The following is an 18143-nucleotide window of genomic DNA, read 5'->3' on the forward strand; positions in this document are numbered from 1 at the left end:
AGGCCTGGTACCACGAAAGGACCGCGCCTCGGCGTGGTCGTGGGGGGAAGGGGGAGCAGGGGCATGCGCATTTCGATGTCGACCATCGACGAGGTCCGCGCGACGGACGCCGGCGGCTCGGCGCTCGTGGCACCACGTGTGCTTGCGATGGTCGGCGGAAGTGGTATCTTGTTCGACTTAAGGTCGGTGCGTCCGTCCTGGACAGACGTGTCCACCCTCGAGGTCGTGGATACAGAAGAGCTGGATGTCTTCGTGGTCGATTGGGAGGGCGCCCGCGGACTCGAGGACCATCCACCGTTCCAAAGGCTCGTTTCGCGCCTGCCCACGCTCCTCATCGTCGACCCCGTGGACGCGGAGGCGGCGGGGAAGTTGGCCTCACGGTCAGGGATCCAGGCCGTGGCTCACCGCCCACATGCCGTGCCCGAGCTCCCGCGTCGTCTCGCCGTCCTCTCCGAGCTCCGTCGTCTGCGTCGCGCCCTCAAGGTAACGGAGGCTGCGCTCCAGAACTCGGTGACGGGGCTCGCGATCTCGGACCCGAACAAACCCGATAACCCGCTCGTTTACGTGAGTCCGACGTTCGAGCGCATGACGGGGTATCGGGCAAGCGAGGTGATCGGCCGAAACTGCCGCTTCCTCCAGGGTGGGGCGACGTCCCCCGAGGCGCTCGAGAAGCTCCGCCGCGCGACCGCGGAGAGCCGCACCGCCCACGTCGTCATCGAGAACTACCGTAAGGACGGGTCGACCTTCTGGAACGACCTCACCATCTTCCCGATCCGCGACGAGGACGGCCGGCACCTCTACTACGGGGGTGTTCAGCACGACGTGACCGAGCTCTTCGAGACGCGGGCCGAGCTCGCCGACGCGCGCCAGGAGCTGGACGACCGGCACGCGTTCACGCTCGCGATCCTCGAGGGGCTCCAGGTGGCCATCGTGACGACCGACGCGCGCGGGATCGTGACCTTCATCAACCCGGCCGCCTGCGCGGTGATCGGCGCCGGACCCGAGTTGTGCCTCGGGCGCTCGGCCGAGTCCGTGCTCCAGCTCCCTTCGGCCGCTCGCGAGTGGGTCGCGACGCGCGTGCCCGGCTCGATGCGCGTCGAGTACGTGATCCGCGCCGAGGGAGGCACTACGCGAGAGGTCGGCGCGAGCATTCGCCTCGCCGAATACTCGCGCGAGGGGATAGGCCACTTCTTCGTCTTCCGCGATCTGGCGGAGACGCGGCAGTCCGAGCGTATCGAGCGCCTCGCGGCCGTCAGCACGATGGCGGCGGGTTTCGCGCACGAGGTCCGCAATCCGCTCGCGAGCGTCCGCATGTTCGGTGAGCTCCTCCTCGCCGAGCTCGATGCGAGCGGGGAGCACCACGACATCGTCGGCCGCATGCTCTCGCAGGTGAACCGCATCGAGCGGCTCGTGCGGACGTCCCTCAGGCTCGCGCGGCCCGAGCGCCCGCGCAAAGGGCACCATTGGCCATCCGTGATCGTCAACGCCACGCTCGAGGCGCTCGTCCCGCGGCTCCGGGACATGAAGGGCGAGCTCGACGTACGCGTCGAGGAGGGCCTCCCGCGGGTCCTATGCGACGACGCGCAGGCAGTTCAGATCCTCGTCATCCTCATCACGAACGCCCTCGACGCCACCCAGGACCCTTCGGGCGTGCTCCTCCGTGTGGGCACGCGCCGCGAGCCGACGGATTTCGACTCGCCCGCGAGGCGTGTCGTCGTGTTCTCCGTGGTGGACACGGGCCCCGGCGTGCCCGAGCACCTCCGAGCGTCCATCTTCCATCCGTTCTTTACGACGAAGGCGCAGGGCACGGGGCTCGGGCTCTCGATCGCCCAGCAGATTGCCCACGAGAACGGCGGGCGCATCGAGCTCGTCCCAGGTGACGGCGGAGGCAGCATTTTCACCTTGATCGTCCCCACCGAGGTGTCCGAATGACCGATCGTATTCTCGTCGTCGAAGACGATCCCGACTTCTCGTTCGCCCTCTCGAGGGTCTTGCGGTCGAACGGGTACGAGGTGCGCGTGGCGTCCGATGCGCAGGATGGCCTCAAGGCCGCGCGCTCCGCCTCGTTCGATGTCGTGCTCCTCGACCTCGGCCTCCCCGACGTTTCCGGGCACGACGTCCTCTCTTCGTTGGTCGAGGCCGACGCGCACGTCCCCGTGGTGGTGCTGAGCGGCCACGACGACGCGGCCTCGGCGGTGCGCGCGATGAAGATCGGCGCCTGGGACTACCTGACGAAGCCCACGTCGTCCGACGAGCTCCTGCTCGTCCTCGCGAGGTGCCGTGAGCGTGTCATGCTCCGCCAGCGCATCGAGGCCGCGAACCGCAACTCCGAGGCGACGAGCGCCGTGGGCACCTCGGAAGCTTGGCTCGACGCGCTCGCAGCCATCCGCGCCGCCGCCGCCTCTCCGCGTACGGCCGTGCTCGTGACCGGAGAGTCAGGGACCGGTAAGGAGGTGTGCGCGAAGCTCGTGCACTCCTGGAGCGAGCGGGCGAGCGAGCCGTTCGTCACCGTCAACGCGGGGGCCTTCGCGCCCTCCGTGCTCGAGAGCGAGCTCTTCGGTCACGAGGCGGGGGCGTTCACCGGCGCGCGTTCGGTGCGTCGCGGCGTGTTCGAGCTCGCGCGAGGCGGGACGCTCTTCCTGGACGAGCTCGGCGAGCTCCCGCTCGACCTCCAACCCAAGCTGCTCCGCGTCCTCGACGGGCACCCTTTCCGGCGCGTCGGCGGAGAGCGTGACATCGCCACCGACGTGAGGCTGGTCTCGGCGACGAATCGATCGCTCGAGCGTGAGGTCCGCGAGGGGCGATTCCGCCTCGATCTCTACCATCGTCTGCGCGTCGTGGAGATTCACCTTCCTGCGCTCCGTGAGCGCGGCGAGGACGTTGCCCTCCTCGCGGCTCATTTCGTCGGCGAGATCTCTCGGACCCTCTGCGTGGCGACGCCGATGATCTCGGACGACGCGCTCGACGCGTTCCGCGCGTACGATTGGCCCGGGAACGTGCGCGAGCTCCGCAACGTGATCGAGCGCGCGCTCGTCCTCCGGCGAGGGCACGAGATCTCCTTGCGTGACCTCCCCGCGGACATCGTGGCCGCGTCGAAGCGCAACCCGGCGCGACCTTCGGGGTTGCACACGCTCGAGCCCCAGGTGGGCCGGGTCCGCACGCTGGACGAGGTCGAGCGAGAGCACGTGATGAGCGTGTTCCGAAGTACCGAAGGAAACCTCTCCAAGTCCGCGAGGGTATTGGGTATTTCTCGCATGACGTTGCGAAAGAAGCTGCGCGACTACGGGGTCGTACCCGACGCTCGTGAGTCCTGAGAGGCGAGGCGAGGCGGGGTCGCTTGCGCCCCCTGCGTAGCGCCCAGAGAGCCGAGCGCGCGCCGCACGAGCGCGAGGTTGCGACCTGGGCGATCGAAGCGCAGGTAGAGCACGACGCGCGGCTCGGCGCCTCGCAGGAGCACCTCGAACCGGTCGTCGCCCGAGATGACGACCTCCTCGACGTCGTCCGCGAGCGGGTCGGCGTCGCCCGTGTGTGCGAGTGCTCTCCATAGACCCGACAGCTCGGCGCGTGGGCTTCCGGGTGGGTAGGTGCCAGTGGTGTCGATCGCGATCGCCTCTCGTACCCCCTCGATCTCGAGGGCACGGGCGACGAGGCTCGCGCCCACGCGACGAGGCTCGTCCAGCTCGGCGAGCCACTCGTTCATCGTGTCCACGTCGAAATCGACGTCGTCCTCGGGGGCGTCGGAGAAGGGTTCGTCGTCGAAGAGGTAGAGTAGCGTGGGCATGCCGCATCGGATCGTGCGCTCTCTCGCGAGCGGCGGGCGCGCGCCGACGACCTCGACGCGAGGCGCTTCGTCCGAGATGAGTGGGATCCCGCTCGCGGCGACGAGCCGAGCCATGGCGTCCACGCCGCGCGCGTCACCGAACACGGCGTCGATGGGCTCTCCACGCTCGACCCAGAGCTCGACGAAGGCGCGGGCTCGCTGGCCGTCTGCGGGTTTGTCGCTGCGCGCCAGGATGCGAATGCAGCAGGTGACGCGCCCCATCCAGGCCGCGCGGAGCACCGTCGTGAACTGGACGCGGGGGGCTGTCTTCGTGCGGCCGACCGCCGGCGCGAGGGCGACGAGGTCGGCGATGGTGCCGTATCCGGCGATGCCCGGATCGCGTCCAACGCGCGATGGGGCGGGGATCTCACCCGTGACACGGAAGAAGAACGTCGCGGCCGAGCCGCTCGAGGCGAGCCGCGCGACGACCGCGAGGCAACCCTCGAGCGCCGGGTCCAGGGCGAGCACGTCGTACTTGCGCGTGTTCTCCCCGACCTCGTTCGGTGTCGCGACGGTGACGCCGAAACCACCCGCCCGGAGCGAGGTGACGACCGCGTCCGCGCCGCGAACGTCGTCGACCACGTAGAGCAGGGACGGGTGGTCCTTGGGCATCGCGTCCTCCCGTCAGAGCACGAGGTCTCGTTCGACGTCGGCCAGCGTGATGCGCGCCATGCCGAGGTTGGAGCGGGTGCGGTCGAGCGCGAGGTAGAAGAAGACGTTGGGCTTCGTCTTCAGGGGGCGCACGAGGTGGTACTGCTTCCCGAGGGTGATGAGGATATCTTCGATATCGTCTTTCAGGTTCAGCGCCTTCGCGGCCTTGCGCTTGGCGCGGACCACCTCGGAGTTCGTGGCGCCGGCGACCTCGAGGTTCAGCGGTCCACCACCCTCGGTGGCCAGCACCATGCCGCTCTCCGAGTCGCAGAGGCACGCGCCGATGAAGCCGTCGAGAGAGTCGAGCTTGGAGAGAGAATCTTTGTAGTTTGCCATGTGTGTTACCGTTCCTTCTTGGGTATTCGTCTCGAGGCCCGTCGGGGGTGTGGAGGTCCCGTCGGGCGGGCGATTCGTGGGGAGCGCGGGGGGGGCGAGCGTCCAGCCGCTGTGGAGCTCGCCGTCGGTGCTTTCGGGGTCGGTCGCAGGGGCGCTGCGCGAGTCCTCGTCGGACAGGCGACAGGCCTCCATGAGGAGCTCCATCCACGGCGCGGAGATCGTCCTCTCTGTCGTGACTTCTCCTGCGCGCATGGAGAACGAGCCGCCTTGCCAGGTCATGATCTCGTAAAAGGCAGAAGCCCCCGTTTTGCTCCCGGCGACGGCGTGGGGGATGATTCCCCGATCGAACCATATCGTGCCGGAGCGATCGGGACGCTGGACCTCCAGCGCGCCGGTGGAGTTGGAGAGCGCATAGAGTTGGATGATGTCGGGGAGCGTCTGGACCAAGATCGCGCCGGAGAACCCGACCTTCCCTCGGGTCACGGCCCGCTCCAGGGCGCCCACGAAGTGCCCGAAATCGAACGGCTTCTCGAGGAACTCGATGGCGCCGCCTTCGATGACCTTCTCGCGTATCTCGCGGCTCGGATACGCCGTCATCACGATGACTGGCAATCTCGGGAAGAGGGATCGCGCGGCGAGCACGAGGTCCATGCCGCTCATGGCCGGCATACGGAGGTCGGCGACGAGCACGTCGAACGGGGTCCTTGCGAGGAGGTCGAGCGCGTCGTGCCCGCTCGTCGCCGTCGAGACACGGTACGCGGGGCGCTCCTTGCGGAGCCGCTGCGATACGGACCACAGGAGCTCCTCTTCGTCGTCGACGACGAGCAGCTGGGCGGTGGTAGGTGTCTGTTCCATTCCGTCGGCTCCCGGGCCAACGTAGTGCAGCGCGTATGCCAGCGACCGAAGGTCAGGATTTGCCGGTTATTCGCCGTGTGTCGGTGCGACGTGGCTCGATCGTGGTCGGCCAGAACGTTGCCGCTGGCCAGCCTCTGGCCACCACGCACGAGGCCCACGACGGACCTCGGTGCCCGGCGCCTGGGCTGGCCTTGCCTGCGGACCGCGCGCGGCCCACGCCGATGAGGAGATGCACCTCGCGCGCGTGCACCCGTGCCCCCGAGCTGCGTCTCGAGAGCGCACCTTCTCCGCCATGTGGGGGCGGCTCAGCTCCCTTCCGCGTGCGACGCCGAAGGTCCCCCGCTCCAGATCTTCGCGAAGAACGGTATGAGGCCCGGCTTCTTCGAGCTCGTCCAGCGCGACGACCCCCTCTCGTTCGGTGGGCTCGCGTCGCGTGCTCGGTCGGTGACGCTCACTTATTCGGGGTACAGCGTCCGGCTTTGCATAGGCAACCCTTTGCGCGACACTCGGGCTCCGCCAAACAATTGCGTCCACACGCCCCGCAGTTCTGAAAGTCGGTGTCGAGGTTCACGCATCGATTCCTGCATGCGCGCCACGACGAGCCTAGCTTGGCGCAATCGAGGCACTCCCTGTCATGCTCCGCGACGTGCTGCACACCTCGGGTGGGCTATTGCATGGCTTATTGCAGGCGCCGCAGCGCGCGGTGGTCTGCTCGACGCACTGGCCGTTGCAGTAGATGTACGCGTTCTGATGGGAGAGGCCTCGTGAGCAGGTGCAGAGCCCCGCGGCCTTGTCGCAGAACGTCGACTCCGTCGTGCAGTCGGAGTCTTGCTTGCACCGAATGGGCAATCGGGTCGGGTCGCCGGTGACGACGGGCGGAGGTGGCACGGGGCTCGAAGAACCCGACGCGCTGGGCGTCGGAGGGGCACCACCGTCGCTGGGTCGGTTGGAGGGGCCGGGTTTCGCCGGGAGAGCGCGCCCCGAAGGTGCTGCGGTCGCGGCTCCGGGATCGGGCGCGGCGTTGGACGTCTCCGTGGGCTCGGCGAGCGCCGTGGACGGGGTCGCGGCGCTCTTGCCCTTCGGCAGCGAGGCCGCGGCGTCGGGCGGATCCTCGGTCGTTCGCGCGAAGAAGACACCTACGATCACTGCGGCCAAGCCGAGCATCGCGACGATGCCAATCGCAACGCCGATGACGACGCCTTTCCCGCCGCTCGTGGACGCGCTCGCCGCGGGGGTCGGCACCGGATATCCCCCGGACGAGAGCTGCCCAGGAGGGAACGTGCCCTGAAAGCTCTCGGGCGGCCGCTGCATGGAGCCCGGCGGGTAGGTGCCGGGCATCGACGGAGGCGGGCCATGCATCGACGGAGGAGCCTGCATGGAGCCCGGCGGGTAGGTGCCGGGCATCGACGGAGGCGGCCCTGGCATCGGCGGCCGTTGCATGGAGCCCGGCGGATAGGTGCCTTGCATCGACGGCGGTGACCCCTGCGGAGCGCCCCCGTATGGCATCGAGGGTGGAGGCTGCATGGAGCCCGGTGGGTAAGTGCCGGGCATCGACGGGTGCGACGCTCGGGGCGCGGGCTGGCCCATCGCCGCGGGACCTCCGAAGCCGGCGTGTGTCGCGGGAGCGTAGGCCGCGTTGGGCGCGTGGAGCGAAGGAGCGCCAGGGAAGGGCGCGCCGAGGCTCGGCGCTGGTGCCTGCGGGGCGGGAGCGGCCTCGATGCGCGACCGATCGTTCACCGTGGCGGTCGTGTCGAGCGCGACGCCGGCCGCGAACGTCGCGGGGGCTCCGGACCCTAGCGCGAGGAGCCCGCGCTCTACCTCGGCCGCCAGATCCTCGATGCGTGCATGACGCAGGTTTCTGTCGGAGGCGAGCGCGCGCTCGAGCGTGGCGCAGAGCGGGGCCCCGAGCTCCGGCGCGACGTGGGCGACCGGGAGCCTTCGACCCGAGAGGATGGCGGCGATCACGGCCGCGCCCTGATCTTCGTAGAGCGTCTTGCCCGTCGCGAGGGCGATGAACGTGGCCGCGGCGCCGTAGATGTCCGCGCGTGCGTCGATCGTGGCGTTGCCGCCCACTTGCTCGGGCGCCATGTACGAGGGCGTGCCGAGGATGGTGGCGTGATCGGTGAGGGGGCGCTCTCCGCTCGAGGTGTCCTTCGCCAACCCGAAGTCGACGATCTTGAGGATGGGGCCGAGCGGGCCGCCGTCCACGATCATGAGGTTTTGAGGCTTGATGTCCCGGTGGACGAGCCCGAGCATGTGCACGGCGGCGAGCCCCGCGAACATCTGCTTGGCGAGCGGCAGCACCTCGCGCGCCGAAAAGGGCCCGCGGAGGCGCAAGAGCTCGCCCGCGTTCTGCCCCTGCAGGTACTCCATGGCGAGGAACGCGACCTCACCCGGGTTCGCCTGAAAGTCGACGATGCGCACCACGTGCGGGCTCGCCACCTGCGCGAGCGTCCGCGCCTCCCGCAAGAACCTCGCGCGGAGCTCCGGATCGGCGCCCTCGTCCTCGTGGAGGAGCTTCAGCGCGACACGATCGCCGAGGTCTCGCCTGCGCGCCTCGTACACCTCGCCCATGCCGCCCGCGCCGAGCTTTCGAATGAGCTCGTAGCGGCCGCCGAGAATGGCGCCGATGGCACTGGACGTCGGGTTCATGGAGCGCGTATTCGACGGACCTGCGCGCGTATGCTTCACTTGCATACACCGTAGGATGCCAATTCTTCATGATCGCACGGCAACACCGCGCGCGAAAGTTCTCGTTTGCCAACCTCGGGCCTTAGTGCGTTTCTTAGGTCGCGCAGGTCGCGGCCGAACAGGGGCTCACGCATGGTAAGCGCGCGTGCCATGGACGCCCGCGCACGGGCTTGGCTCGCTCTTGGCGGGCTCTTCACGGGCGTGGTGGCATGCAGCGGTGCGTTCTCGGCAGCGGAGCGTGACGCGTCGGTCGACACGGGGGCACCGACGCCCTCCCCGACGGTCGAGCCCGCGCCTTCCGAAGGTGGTCCGGTGTCCGAAGATGCCTCGACCGAGGCCTCGACCGAAGCCGGGGCGTGTGTGGTCCTGACGTTGGACCCCGCGTCCAAGCTTGGCCCGGTCCTCTCGGGGCGCGCGCGTGTCGACGGAGGCACGCTGACGTTGCTGCCGGGCGACCCATTCGCATTCAACCAGTCCGGCACTGCCGTCTTCTCGTTTCCGCCTTCGACCAAGGTCAAAGGCGCGTTCGCCGTGGTGGTCGGGCGCGCACCCTCGAGCGGGTACGGAGACGGCGCGGCCCTCGCGTTCTACCCGAGCGCACCCGGCGCACCTTCGCGAGGGCTCTTCGGTCTCGCCGCGGGCCCCGCCGTGGGTGTCTTCTTGGAGTCGTACCGTGCCTCGATGAGCGCGGCGAAACGCGACCAGGCCACCGCTGGCGATTTCACGACCGTGCGCCCCACGAATCGCCTCTTCGGGCTCGACGATCCCCCGTTCCGGAGCGAAGTGAGCTTCGTGCTCGAGGCGGGCAGGCTCACCCTCTCGGTCGGGGGAGCCGTCTCCACGGCGCACCGAAGCTTCTCGGCGCTCGCGTTCGGCGCGGCGTGCACCCTCGAGAACCCTCAGGGCTTCGCGATCACCGATTTTTCGGCCACGGCGTGCCCGTGACGAATCAGGCCCGGCGCACGACGACGCTACCGGCCGAATAACCCGCGCCGAACGAGCACACGACGCCCACGTCCCCGCTGACGAGATCGGCGCGGTTCGCGTGGAACGTGATGATCGACCCGCACGAGCTCGTGTTGCCGAACTCGTGGAGGAGGGAAGGGGCCTCGGTGGCCGTGAGATCGCGCCCGAGCACCTTCTTCGCGATCCACTCGTTCATCGTGCCGTTCGCTTGGTGCAGCCAGAGGCGCTTGATCGAGGGCGGCGCGATCCCGAGCGAGTCGAGGTGGCCGGAGATGAGGTCGGCGACCATGGGCGAGACCTCTTTGAAGACCTTGCGCCCCTGCTGCACGAAGAGCTTGTTGGGCTCGTCGCGGTGCTCGGGTGCGGCGCGGTTCAAGAAGCCGAAGTCGTTGCGGATCGCGTTGGAGAACTTGGTGACGAGCTTCGTCCCGAGGATCTCCATCGGCGCGGACGCCTTGGTCTCGTCGAGCTTCTCGAGCACCACGGCGGTGCACGCGTCGCCGAAGATGAAGTGGCTCTCGCGGTCGCGGAAGTTGAGGTGCCCGGTGCAGATCTCGGGGCTCACGACGAGCGCGCGGCGGGCCGAGCCCGAGAGGATGAGATCGCGCGCGGTGCCGATGCCGAACGTGGCCGACGAGCACGCGACGTTCATGTCGAACGCGAACCCACGTGTGCCGAGCGCGGCTTGGACCTCGACCGAGATGGCCGGGTAGGGGCGCTGCATGTTCGAGCACGCGACGAGGAGGACGTCGATGTCGTTCGGGGTGAGCCCGGCTTGCGCGAGGGCCTTCGACGCGGCGTCTTTCGCCATGTCGCACTGGAGCGAAGGTTCGTCGGGCGAGCGCTCGGCGATGCGCGGCGCCATGATCTGCGGGTCGAGGATCCCCTCGCGGTCCATCGCGTACCGGCGCTCGATGCCCGAGGCCTTCGAGATGAACTCGGCGCTCGATCGTTCGAGCGCGCGTTTTTCGCCACGCTCGATGGCCGACGCGTTTTTGGCGTTCTCCGCGTCCACCCAGGCGTTGAACGAGGTGACGAGCTCCTCGTTGGAGATCGAGTAGGGCGGCGTGAAAAGGCCTGTTCCGGTGATCGCGACGGGCATGAGGGAGAGACCGTCTAGGGGTGAAGCCGCATGTCTGCAAGCTGCAAACGCTGCGTATTTTCTTCTCCGCCGTGGCTCGGCGCGTCAACGGGAGCGCTCGAACGCTCGAGCGCCGCGTCAACCCGCGAGTGCGTAGCCCGTTACACCGTGACGGTCACACCCCGAGCCGCTCGACGAGCGCGCTCGCCGGCATGGCGCCGGACACACGAGCCGCCTCTCGGCCAGAGCGAAACGCGACGAACGTCGGGATGCTGCGGATCGCGAAGCGCCCGGCGATTTGAGGCACGGCGTCGGTGTCGACCTTGGCCACGACGAGCCCGCCGGCGCGGCTCTTCGCGAGCTTCTCGAGCTCGGGTGCGACGGTGCGGCAGGGCCCACACCACTCGGCCCAGAAGTCGACCACGACGGGGGACGGCGCGTCCCTGACGAGCTCGTCGAAGTCCTCGGGGCTCGTGATGGCGACGGGGCGATCGAGCGGCAAGAGGCGCTCTTTGCAGGCTGCACATTTCGCCTTGTCGTGCAGGCGGGAGGCGGGGAGGCGGTTTTGGGCTCGGCAGGCGGGGCACGCGACGATCATGGCGCTACGAACGTGTGTTCCTTTCGCGGAGCGTCAACCCACGTCGTGTGGAGACCGCGCGCTCGTGCTCCGCGTCGCCTCGAAGAGCTCAGCGAGGGCATCGAGCAAGGCCCCATCGACACCACACCCTGGAAATCCTAGGCGTTTGGCCCCTTCCACCAAGGCCGCGTCGAGGCCTGCGAGCTCTGGTACGAGGCGCTCGAGCATCGTCCTCGTGCGCGCCGCTTCGTCGACGAGGCCCTCGATCTCCGCGTCCTCGAGGGCTCGATCGCACACGTAGTGGTTGCACGTCGTGGGGCGGAGCGTGTGCGCGATGGTGCAGCCCTCTCCCTCGGCGAAAAATGTGCAGGATGCACCGGCCTCGCCGCGCACACGCCGCGTGATCGCGAGCCCCTCGGCCATGGGGGTGAGATCGCCCCGCCCGATCGCGTCGAGGAGGAAGGCCTTCCCTCCGGACCGTACGACCCAGGCCACGTCCGCGAGGCCGTACCTCGGCGGAGCGACGCAACAGCCCGACGGCCCGTAGGGGCAGCTTCGGCAGAGCGACGAGGTGGTGAGGGTGTCGAGCCCGGCGAGCGTGAGGCGGAGCACGACCCCGACGAACCACGGCGCCTCGTAGCGGGCAAGCCCTCCGCGCAGGAGGTCGCGCTCGTCGCTCCCGGGGGACGCCGCACCCTGAACGTCGTGGTGTTCACCGAGCCCTCGGGACGTCCACCCTCGAGGGCCAAAAAGCGGCAAAATCCGCGAATTTTCGGCTGGCATCGCCCGTGCAAAAGCACTCGTCACACACGGCGGACGGAAGTCCAGCCCACAGGGAGGTCTCGCTCATGTCGCTTTCTCGCATCGCCATCGTCTCCTCGGTTCTCCTCACGGCTCTCGTCGCGTTCCCGGGCTGCAAGAAGCTCGAGACCTCCGACGGCGACAGCCTCGGGACCTCGGAGGACCTGCTCGTCACCGACTCCGAGGCGGACGACGAGCAAGAGCAGAGCGAGGAGGTCACCGACGACGCGACGAGCGGCGCGTCGACCGAGGCCGAGGCCGAACAAGGTGTCGATCCGGCCGCGAGCGCCGACCTCGACGCGCAGATGACCAAGGTCAAGGACAACCCCGGCCGCTTCTTCCAGCCCGCGGGCTGCATCACGACCACCATCGAGAAGACGGCCACCGCGCGCATCGCGACGCACGTCTTCAACGGGTGTACGGGGCCGCAGGGCAAGCGCAAGTACACAGGCACCGTGAAGGCCACGTGGACCTCGCCGGGTGCGGGCCAGCTCCAGGTGGTGCGCGAGGCGAAGGGCTTCCAGATCGAGCGCATCGACGACGGCGTGGTCCTCACCGTCGATCGCACGGTGACCGTGGCCTTCAAGAAGACCGGCACGGTGTACACGAAGGCCCGCAACGTGCAGATGTCGGGCACGACGAGCAACGGAAAGAACGTCTCCCGTACGGCGAGCTGGAACGTCTCGTACGACGCGTCGACCCGCTGCATCACCCGTGACGGCAGCTCCACGGCGACGCACGAGGGCCGTGAGCTCACGCGTACGGTGACGGGCTACAAGCGGTGTGGTGTCGGCTTCCTCGGGTGCCCCGAGAGCGGCACGCTCACCGTCAACCGGAAGAAGGGCGTCGGCGACGCGGCGCAGGACCTCACGGTCACCCTCGAGTTCACGGGCTCGGGCGGCTACACGGTCACGGGCGCGAATGGCCGCACGGTGAACCGCACCATGCGCTGGTGCCGCGTGGCCGCGGCGAAGTAGCCCCGAATCAGGAGCGCAAAGCGACGCGAGGGGTGCGCTGGTGAACGGCGCGCCCCTCGGCGCATTTACGGCGGCACGACGAGGAACTTCTCGAACGCGGCGGGGGGCACCGCGGGGCTGAAGAGATACCCTTGGTACTCGAAGCAGCCCTTCTCGCGGAGCCACGAGAGCTGCTGTTCGGTCTCGACGCCCTCGGCCACCGTCTTGAGGCGCAGCATCTGGCACATCGTCACGATGAGCTCGGCGATGGGCGAGGCGCGGTCGAGCGCGCTCACGAACGCGCGGTCGATCTTGAGGGCGTCGATCGGGTATTTTTCGAGGTAGGCGAGGTTCGAGTACCCCGTGCCGAAGTCGTCGATCGAGATCGAGAAGCCGAGCGTCCGGAGCGACTCGAGCACGCTCATGGTGCGGTCGTCGTTGCCGAGCAGCACGGACTCGGTGATCTCGAGCTCGAGGCGCGTCGGATCGCACTCGGTCGCCACGACGAGGGCGCGCATCGACTCGAGCAGCTTCGGATCGGCGAGCTGCCGGGGTGAGAGGTTCACCGAGATTTTGAGGTCGTGCCCCGAGGCCTTCCAAGCCGCCTGCTGACGGGCCGCCTGCTCGAGCACGAGCTCGCCGAGCGCCCCGACGAGGCCGCTCTCTTCGCAGACGGGGATGAATTCGCCCGGCATGACCATCCCGCGAGGGGTGGCGCCAGCGCACGAGCGACTCGGCGCCGCAGACGCGGTTCGTGCGCGCGTCGACGCGAGGCTGGTAGTAGACGACGAACTGGCGCTCCTCGAGGGCGACGCGGAGGTCGTTCTCGAGGGAGATGCGGCTTCGCGCCTTCTGGTCGAGGTCTTGGGTGAAGAAGGCCACCCCGTTGCGCCCGTTCGCCTTGGCGCGGAACATGGCCATGTCGGCGTGCCGCATGAGGGTCTCGATGTCCCCGCCGTCCCTCGGGAATACACTCACCCCCATCGTAGGTGTCACCCGCACTTGCGTGTTGCCCACGTTCGCCGCGCGCGTGAGCGAACGGACGAGGCGGTCCGCGAGCACGGTCACGTGGTCGAGCACGTCGGTCGAGGCGGCGAGCACGAGGAACTCGTCTCCACCCAAACGGGCCAGGAGGTCTTCGGCGCGGAGGACCTGGCGCAGACGGCTCGCCACGTGGACGAGCAGCTCGTCTCCCACGGCGTGGCCGAGCGCGTCGTTCACGTTCTTGAAGTGATCGAGGTCGATGTGGACGAGCGCGGCCTGCTCTCCGCGGGCGCGCACCTCGTCGAGGCGGTCTTGGAACCTTCGCGCCACGTAGGTTCGGTTGGGGAGGCCCGTGAGCTCGTCGTGGTGGGCGAGGTACTGCGCGCGGGCTTCGGTCGTCTTCAGATCGTCGACGTCGACCTCGCTGACGAGGAGCGCCTCTTTGCCCGTCACGGCGTCGCGGCACGTGCGTGCGGTGATCTCGTGCCAGCGGACACCTTGGCTCGTGCGAACGCGCGCCACCGTGCGCCCCTCGCCTTGTTTGTCGAGCTGGGCTTCGAGCGCCTCGTGCTCTTCCGGGACGACGAACCGCTCTCCGTGGACGAGGCCCGATTCGGGCGCGGCTGCGCGCGCGGAGGGGTTTCGATAGAGCGCGTAGCCATCACGATCGTAGAGGGTGATCATGACCGAGGTGTGCGTGAGCGCCTCGGTGCTCCGGAGCACGTCGGGGTCGGCGTGGTGAACGGCGAGGCTCTCGCAGAGCATGGCCATGCGGCCGTCGGGCAGGCGGTACCCGCTGAACACGCACTCGATCGAGACGGGCTGGCCCTTCGGGTAGAGTGTCCACACCTCGCTGAAGGACACGCCCGGCTGCCGATCGAAGTCGGACTGGTACTGGAGGAGGCGCTTCGCGACCGAAGGGGACATGTCGCGCGACATGTCCCGGGAGCACAGCTCCTCGAGCGAGTTCGCGTTCCAAACGGCGAGGGCGCTGGCGTTGGCCCAGTGCACGCGAGCGCGGTCGATGTCGAACACCCACAGCGGCTGGCGCACCTGCCCCATGGCGGTAAACGCGTCGGTGGCGGGCGGTGGGTAACTCGGCTTACGGGCGAACGGCATCGCTGCGGTCCTCCACCCGGCAGAAGAGACCGGAATCGTCAGATTACATCGAGTTCCGTGCTCGTCACGCAAGGACTTCGGCGCGACCGGGCACGGAAAATGGGCGCTCACGTGATTTCGAGGGTTTGGCGCGAACGTCGGTCGGTCCTCCCACGTGATTTCGAGGGTTTGGCGCGAACGTCGGTCGGTCCCGCGGCGCGTCGGTCGGTCCCGTGGTCCCGTGGCGCGAACGTCGGTCGGTCCCGCGGTCGGTCCCCCGGTCGCCCCGCCAGGGTCGAAGGGGCGTTCGTCCGTCCGGTGCCCCCCATCGCTGGAGGCCCGCCCGACTCGGCGTCAAGCCACCCCGGCCAAACCGTCCCATCGCCCGCCGCGCCCCCAACGTGTGCCAAACCACGCGCCGAGGCACGCCGAGCTCGCACCTGGCACAACATGAAAATCCCCGAGAACAACGACGTGCTCCATCGCCCGAACCCGGCCTCCAAAGGCCCTTTCTGCGCCTTGAAGAGACCCGAAAATGCCACCCATTTATCGAGAACAAATGGGTTTTTTTGCCCGTTTGCCCGCGGAGCGCCGATGGCGCGCGACCCTTCGTGGCACACATGGGACCCCTTGGTGTGCCTCATCGACCGTTCGCGCCGAAAATCCGCAACGCATTGCGTCGTTGGGCTATCCAAGGGGGATGCGTCACTCACCCGTGGGTCTCGACTCGATCGCCTTCGCCGTCCCGGAGCACTACGTCGACCTCGTCGACCTCGCCCGCGCCCGCGGGGTGGACCCGGCCAAGTACGTGGATGGGCTCGGCGTCCGTCGCATGGGCATCGCCCTCGGTCACGAGGACCCGGTCGCCCTTGCGGCGAACGCGTGCCGTCGCCTCTTCGATAAGGGCGGCGTCGACCCGGCTCGTGTGGGCCTCGTCATCGTGGGCACCGAGACGGCGGTCGATCACTCGAAGCCCGTCGCGGCGTACCTTCATGGCCTCCTCGGGCTGCCCACGGCGTGCCGGAGCTACGAGACCAAACACGCGTGCTTCGGCGGCACGGCCGGGCTGGTCACGGCGCTCGACTGGATCGCGTCGGGCAGCGCGCGCGGCCGCACGGCCCTCGTCGTCTGCACGGACATCGCGAGGTACGCGCTCGCGTCCCCCGGTGAGCCTACGCAGGGCGCGGGGGCCGTCGCGATGCTGGTGTCCGAGTCGCCTCGGCTGGTCGCCCTCGAGCCCGGCCTCGGGGGCTCGTACTCACGCGACGTCTCCGATTTCTGGCGCCCACTCTACAGCAAGGACGCGGTCGTCGACGGGAAGCTCTCCGTCCAGTGTTACCTCGACGCGCTCGCCGGCGCCTACGAGGACTGGGAGCGCTGCGCCCGAGAAGCGGGCCGCGACCCGAGCGATTTGGCGCGGCGCTGTTACCACGTCCCCTACGGGAAAATGGCCAAGAAGGCGCACCGCCACTTGAGCACGATTCGTGGCCTCTCCGAGGCCGAAGCGGACGCGTCGTTCGAGCGTGAGGTCGGCGCGTCCCTGCGATTTTCCGCCGAGGTGGGCAACGTGTACACGGGCTCGCTCTACCTCGCGCTGGCCTCTCTGCTCGACGCCGAGGCCGCGGAGCTCGAGGGCCGTCGCGTCGGTCTCTTCAGCTACGGCTCGGGCTCGTGTGCCGAGTATTTCGCGGGGACGGTGCTCCCCGGGGCCGCGCGGCACGTCGCTCGGCTCGCCCTCGCGGAGCCGCTCGCCGCGCGCCGTCGCCTGGAAATTGCCGCCTACGAGGCCGTCCGGCGCGCCGACGCCGAGGTCGATCGCAGGCCCCTCTCCGCCGCAGACACGTTCACCGACATCGCCTTCGCCGGAGTGTCGGGCGAGCGTCGCGTGTACGTGGGAGGTCAGATGCCGCCGTCGACGTCGACGTAGACCTGCGGCTGCGACGTCGTCGGTCCCGGTGGCGTGGGCGACGATGCGTTCGTCGCGTGGCCCTTTTTCGTCGGCTTCGCGGGCGCGGGCGCGGGCGGGACCTCGGGGGCCTCGCTCGTCCGTGGCGTGGTCTCGACCGGGGGTGGCGAGATCGGCGGGGCCTGGGGGCTCTCGGCGACCGGTGCGGCGACGTGCACCGGGGGTGGCGCCAACGTGGGGACGTTCGGCTCCGGCGCCGCGCAGGCGGCGAGCACGACGGACGAAACCGCCGCGACCGCGGCTGAGCCCGAGCGCGCCTTCGCAGGCGGGTGCACGTGGCCGTCCGCGACACGAATGGCTCCGTCCGAGACGCGCACCTCGAGGTGCACACACACCTCTTCGCCGCGCTCCCTCCTCGCGACGAGGGCGATGGCCCCGGCGCGGGTGAGCTTCGACACGTCGACGACATGGCGCTCGCACGACGCGCAATACCGCTCGTTCGGCGAGGCCTGTGTCATCGTGGCGAAGCCCACCGTGCACGGCTTCTTCGGTCGGAGCGCCTCGGCGAGCGGGAGCTTGCGCATCCCTCGGAGCGTAGCTCACGCGCGCCGCACGGGCAGCACACGCGGCGCGGTGCTCGTGTCGTGATGGGCTCCAACGCCTCGAAACGAATCGATTTTTTGCCTGGGCGGGGGCCGGCTCGTGTTACCGCACGACCTTGACGTTGAACATCGGGTTCTTCGTCGCCATGTAGGTGCGCGCCCAGAGCGTGACGTAGGCCTCGGTCGCCCGCGCGTTCGTGAGATCGCCGAGGTCGAGCACGTCCTTCCAGCCGAACCACTCGGTGAGGATACGGGTCGCTTCGGCCTTGGCGCTCGCGTCGTCGCCGCACACGAACATGGTGTGCTCTCCGCCCGCGAGCATCCCGGGTGACACCATCAAGAACGCGTTCACCGTGTTGAGCGTCTTCACCACCTTCGCCTTGGGGTACGCGCGCTGGATCTGCTCGCCGAGCGAGTCCGTGTTGGCGACGGTGAGGGACGGGGGCATGCCCCGCGAGAAGTCGAGCGGGTTCGAGATGTCGAGCAGGAGCTTCCCCTCGAGGTTCGTGGCGCCCGCGAGCGCGAGGCCATCGAGCGATCCCGTCCCCGAGAGGGCGTTCACCACGATTTGCCCGTGCGCCGCGGCCTCGGCGAACGGCACGAGGGAGACCTTGGGGTGCGTCTCGAGCCACACGCGGATGGCCGGGCCGCCCGCCATGTCGGGCTCGTTGCGAGCGAGCGTCTGCGAGACGTCGCGCGTCCCGAGCTTCACGGCGTGTCCGAGCGCCGAGAGCTTGTCTGCGATGGTCTTGGCCACGATCCCCGTCCCGAGCACTGCGATGTTCATGATCGAATCTCCTTGCTCGAGAGCCTAGTCAT

At 68.9% G+C, this 18143-nt stretch carries 14 protein-coding genes and 1 pseudogene; 5 read left to right on the forward strand and 10 right to left on the reverse strand.

What is annotated here, in order from left to right:
* The first annotated feature begins 63 nt into the window (after nt 1–63).
* Both IPK71_07860 and IPK71_07865 read left to right on the forward strand, forming a co-directional pair.
* Entirely contained in the window at nt 64–1932 is a 1869-nt protein-coding gene (locus tag IPK71_07860) for a PAS domain-containing protein (protein ID MBK8213651.1), read from the forward strand.
* On the forward strand, nt 1929–3314 hold the full coding sequence (locus IPK71_07865; GenBank protein MBK8213652.1) for a sigma-54-dependent Fis family transcriptional regulator: 1386 nt from the start codon (nt 1929–1931) through the stop codon (nt 3312–3314). The genes IPK71_07860 and IPK71_07865 overlap by 4 nt, the downstream gene beginning before the upstream one ends.
* Here IPK71_07865 and IPK71_07870 read toward each other — a convergent pair.
* From IPK71_07870 to IPK71_07885, 4 genes are all read right to left on the reverse strand, one after another.
* Nucleotides 3281–4432 (reverse strand): hypothetical protein, encoded by a 1152-nt coding sequence (locus IPK71_07870; GenBank protein MBK8213653.1) that lies wholly within the window; start codon nt 4430–4432, stop codon nt 3281–3283. The genes IPK71_07865 and IPK71_07870 overlap by 34 nt on opposite strands.
* 12 nt (nt 4433–4444) lie before the next feature.
* Nucleotides 4445–5662, reverse strand: coding sequence for a response regulator (locus IPK71_07875; protein ID MBK8213654.1), 1218 nt, complete (start codon nt 5660–5662; stop codon nt 4445–4447).
* 451 nt (nt 5663–6113) lie between these two features.
* On the reverse strand, nt 6114–6317 hold the full coding sequence (locus IPK71_07880; protein MBK8213655.1) for a hypothetical protein: 204 nt from the start codon (nt 6315–6317) through the stop codon (nt 6114–6116).
* A complete protein-coding gene (locus tag IPK71_07885; GenBank protein MBK8213656.1) occupies nt 6266–8353 on the reverse strand; it encodes a protein kinase in 2088 nt (695 codons plus the stop codon). Before IPK71_07885 ends, IPK71_07880 begins: the two co-directional genes overlap by 52 nt.
* A gap of 150 nt (nt 8354–8503) precedes the next feature.
* Between IPK71_07885 and IPK71_07890 the strand changes: the two genes are divergently transcribed.
* A complete protein-coding gene (locus IPK71_07890; GenBank protein ID MBK8213657.1) occupies nt 8504–9298 on the forward strand; it encodes a hypothetical protein in 795 nt (264 codons plus the stop codon).
* Between the two features lie 4 nt (nt 9299–9302).
* Here IPK71_07890 and IPK71_07895 read toward each other — a convergent pair whose 3' ends face one another.
* The 3 genes from IPK71_07895 to IPK71_07905 form a co-directional block, all read right to left on the reverse strand.
* Complete coding sequence (locus tag IPK71_07895) at nt 9303–10421, reverse strand: beta-ketoacyl-ACP synthase III (protein ID MBK8213658.1); 1119 nt, start codon at nt 10419–10421, stop codon at nt 9303–9305.
* A gap of 154 nt (nt 10422–10575) precedes the next feature.
* A complete protein-coding gene (gene trxC, locus IPK71_07900; GenBank protein ID MBK8213659.1) occupies nt 10576–10998 on the reverse strand; it encodes a thioredoxin TrxC in 423 nt (140 codons plus the stop codon).
* Nucleotides 10999–11031: 33 nt separating this feature from the next.
* A complete protein-coding gene (locus IPK71_07905) occupies nt 11032–11589 on the reverse strand; it encodes a hypothetical protein (protein MBK8213660.1) in 558 nt (185 codons plus the stop codon).
* A 236-nt stretch (nt 11590–11825) separates the two neighbouring features.
* On the opposite strand from IPK71_07905, the gene IPK71_07910 reads away from it, so the two are divergent.
* Entirely contained in the window at nt 11826–12755 is a 930-nt protein-coding gene (locus tag IPK71_07910) for a hypothetical protein (GenBank protein ID MBK8213661.1), read from the forward strand.
* A gap of 65 nt (nt 12756–12820) precedes the next feature.
* On the opposite strand, the pseudogene IPK71_07915 reads toward IPK71_07910, so the two are convergent.
* Nucleotides 12821–14837, reverse strand: a pseudogene (locus tag IPK71_07915) (EAL domain-containing protein).
* Nucleotides 14838–15516: 679 nt separating this feature from the next.
* Between IPK71_07915 and IPK71_07920 the strand changes: the two are divergent.
* The gene (locus IPK71_07920; GenBank protein ID MBK8213662.1) at nt 15517–16743 is read left to right on the forward strand and encodes a hydroxymethylglutaryl-CoA synthase; all 1227 of its coding nucleotides are present in this window, start codon (nt 15517–15519) and stop codon (nt 16741–16743) included.
* Here the strand turns inward: IPK71_07920 and IPK71_07925 are convergent.
* On the reverse strand, nt 16716–17306 hold the full coding sequence (locus IPK71_07925; GenBank protein MBK8213663.1) for a hypothetical protein: 591 nt from the start codon (nt 17304–17306) through the stop codon (nt 16716–16718). The two genes, IPK71_07920 and IPK71_07925, sit on opposite strands and share 28 nt — an antisense overlap.
* A gap of 121 nt (nt 17307–17427) precedes the next feature.
* Complete coding sequence (locus tag IPK71_07930; protein ID MBK8213664.1) at nt 17428–18111, reverse strand: NAD(P)-binding domain-containing protein; 684 nt, start codon at nt 18109–18111, stop codon at nt 17428–17430.
* Between the last annotated feature and the right edge of the window lie 32 nt (nt 18112–18143).

The sequence above is a fragment of the Myxococcales bacterium genome, assembly GCA_016712525.1.
Taxonomy (GTDB): Bacteria; Myxococcota_A; Polyangia; order Polyangiales; family Polyangiaceae; genus JAAFHV01.

Coding starts and splice junctions, on each gene's coding strand:
- IPK71_07865 (MBK8213652.1), top strand. CDS start 1,929: ATGACCGATCGTATTCTCGTCGTCGAAGACGATCCCGACTTCTCGTTC.
- IPK71_07925 (MBK8213663.1), bottom strand. CDS start 17,306: ATGCGCAAGCTCCCGCTCGCCGAGGCGCTCCGACCGAAGAAGCCGTGC.
- IPK71_07895 (MBK8213658.1), bottom strand. CDS start 10,421: ATGCCCGTCGCGATCACCGGAACAGGCCTTTTCACGCCGCCCTACTCG.
- IPK71_07860 (MBK8213651.1), top strand. CDS start 64: ATGCGCATTTCGATGTCGACCATCGACGAGGTCCGCGCGACGGACGCC.
- trxC (MBK8213659.1), bottom strand. CDS start 10,998: ATGATCGTCGCGTGCCCCGCCTGCCGAGCCCAAAACCGCCTCCCCGCC.
- IPK71_07920 (MBK8213662.1), top strand. CDS start 15,517: ATGCGTCACTCACCCGTGGGTCTCGACTCGATCGCCTTCGCCGTCCCG.
- IPK71_07890 (MBK8213657.1), top strand. CDS start 8,504: ATGGACGCCCGCGCACGGGCTTGGCTCGCTCTTGGCGGGCTCTTCACG.
- IPK71_07930 (MBK8213664.1), bottom strand. CDS start 18,111: ATGAACATCGCAGTGCTCGGGACGGGGATCGTGGCCAAGACCATCGCA.
- IPK71_07875 (MBK8213654.1), bottom strand. CDS start 5,662: ATGGAACAGACACCTACCACCGCCCAGCTGCTCGTCGTCGACGACGAA.
- IPK71_07870 (MBK8213653.1), bottom strand. CDS start 4,432: ATGCCCAAGGACCACCCGTCCCTGCTCTACGTGGTCGACGACGTTCGC.
- IPK71_07910 (MBK8213661.1), top strand. CDS start 11,826: ATGTCGCTTTCTCGCATCGCCATCGTCTCCTCGGTTCTCCTCACGGCT.